Here is a 1808-nt window from a genome sequence, read left to right on the forward strand (position 1 = left end):
GAAGTTGATGAATCAGAACTTCCTTTCTAGAAAGGTGGTTACATGTACACAGAAGAAGAGAGAGAGCAAATTATCGACATCGTGGATAAAATGAGCTTATTAAGACAAGACTTTGACGGAGCTTTCGCTTGGATCAAGGAAAACGTATCAATGCCATTTGACTTTGACGGAGAACAGCAATTTATATCAGAATTGAAGCAGTTAGTTAAAATTAACGCTTTAAAGTTTGGTAAAATATATGAGGGAGTATTAAATTGACAACATTAAGAGAGCTACACAAAAAACTTAAAATTAAACAAACGCTTGACAACTATGTACGCAACACAAATAAAAAATATAAACATAACTTTGTGGCTGATGAAATTCTTGGCGAGGGAATGGCTAAACTGATCGAGCTTAATACACAAGGCAAACTTGGACGACATGCACAGCAAATTGCTTATATTAACCATAATTTGAGCTTACAGCGACAAAAGGAACAACTGGAACAAGTTAACGAACGACTTGCTAAACGTGCTGAGAAAGCCCAAAAATTGCTTGACACGGAACTTCTGAAAGATAGCTACATCGAAACGCTTGAAATGTTTAGTAAATACCATTCAGCAAAATATAATATGTGGGACGAACCAGAAACTCCAACTAAAGTGATTGAGTTCATGGAAAAGAATGGAGTTAAACAAGGTAAATGGCTACGTCCTGAAGGGGTTGACGCTTGGTTCAAAGAACGAATCATCTGGTTCAAGAATAAATTGAAAGAACAATAATATTAAGAATAAAAACTTTAGGCTTGACAGCTTAGAGCTTTTTTGATATAATAATACATATAGTTAAAGAAAGGAGGTAATAAAATGATTTTAATACAATGCGTAACCTGTGGGTCTTCAAGTTTCACTAATGGTAAATGTGATTATTGCGGTAACAAGTACGAAGTAAATGAAGACAAAATATTTTACGGCAATTCGAAAGAAGATGATTCATCATTAGATGAGGATATAACCTTTCAAGAAACTCCTGCTGGTAAATTAATACTAAAAATCATGATCTATACTTTAATATCTATTGTTTGGTTTGCGATAACTGTATTCATTCCACCGCTATTTATAATAACAATTATTTTATTAGTAGTCTATGGGACTTATCGCTTGATAAATAAAAAGAAATAGCTTATAATAAGGTATAGAATAAACTAGAAAGGTAACAATGAAACAAAAATACTTTAATGACAAAAGATATTGCCACTGCTTCGATATACCAATGAGTAATGGTTTAGGAGTTTGCAAAGATTGTAGAGGATACGTGAACATCTGTTATAGTTGCGATCGCTGTCTACACTGCTGGTTTACATCACAGGTTGAACTATTTACCGAATATGATGAACCTAAGTTGCTGGAACTTATAGAAAACTGGAATAAATTTTACCAAACTAGAAAGACAATAAATAATGCTTAGTTTAGACGAGAAGAAAATCAGAAAAGGTAAACCTATTGGATTACCATACCAAGGAAGCAAGAAAAAGATAAGCAAGAAAATAGTTGAGATTATCAAACAGAACTTTGGCACAGACAAGCCGATATACGACATCTTCGGAGGAGGCGGAGCAATTACATCCGAATGTATTTTAAATGGCTTAGAAGTATATTATAACGACTTAGACAAGGATATAACCAACGCTTTTGAACGAGTTATCTCTCAAGACCGTGAGTGGATTAAAAGCCTTATTGTTTCACGTACAGAGTTTACCGAGATTAAGGAGAAAGAAAACAAGACAACAGATGACTTTTTGAAGTTGCTGATTAAGATCGGAAGAG

General features: G+C 33.9%; 4 protein-coding genes. All 4 read left to right on the forward strand.

The features are described from left to right. The first annotated feature begins 42 nt into the window (after positions 1-42). The gene (locus D9V42_RS14545; protein WP_036851123.1) at positions 43-258 is read left to right on the forward strand and encodes a hypothetical protein; all 216 of its coding nucleotides are present in this window, start codon (positions 43-45) and stop codon (positions 256-258) included. After that, complete coding sequence (locus tag D9V42_RS14550; RefSeq protein WP_036851125.1) at positions 255-764, forward strand: hypothetical protein; 510 nt, start codon at positions 255-257, stop codon at positions 762-764. The genes D9V42_RS14545 and D9V42_RS14550 overlap by 4 nt, the downstream gene beginning before the upstream one ends. Positions 765-848: 84 nt before the next feature. Further along, positions 849-1163: a hypothetical protein gene (locus D9V42_RS14555; protein WP_036851127.1), complete on the forward strand. Its 315-nt coding sequence runs from the start codon at positions 849-851 to the stop codon at positions 1161-1163. 278 nt (positions 1164-1441) lie between these two features. Next, the coding region (locus tag D9V42_RS14565) for a DNA adenine methylase (protein WP_208639087.1) at positions 1442-1808 on the forward strand (367 nt) is incomplete at its 3' end.

The sequence above is a fragment of the Staphylococcus pseudoxylosus genome, from assembly GCF_003697915.1.
Lineage (GTDB): Bacteria > Bacillota > Bacilli > Staphylococcales > Staphylococcaceae > Staphylococcus > Staphylococcus pseudoxylosus.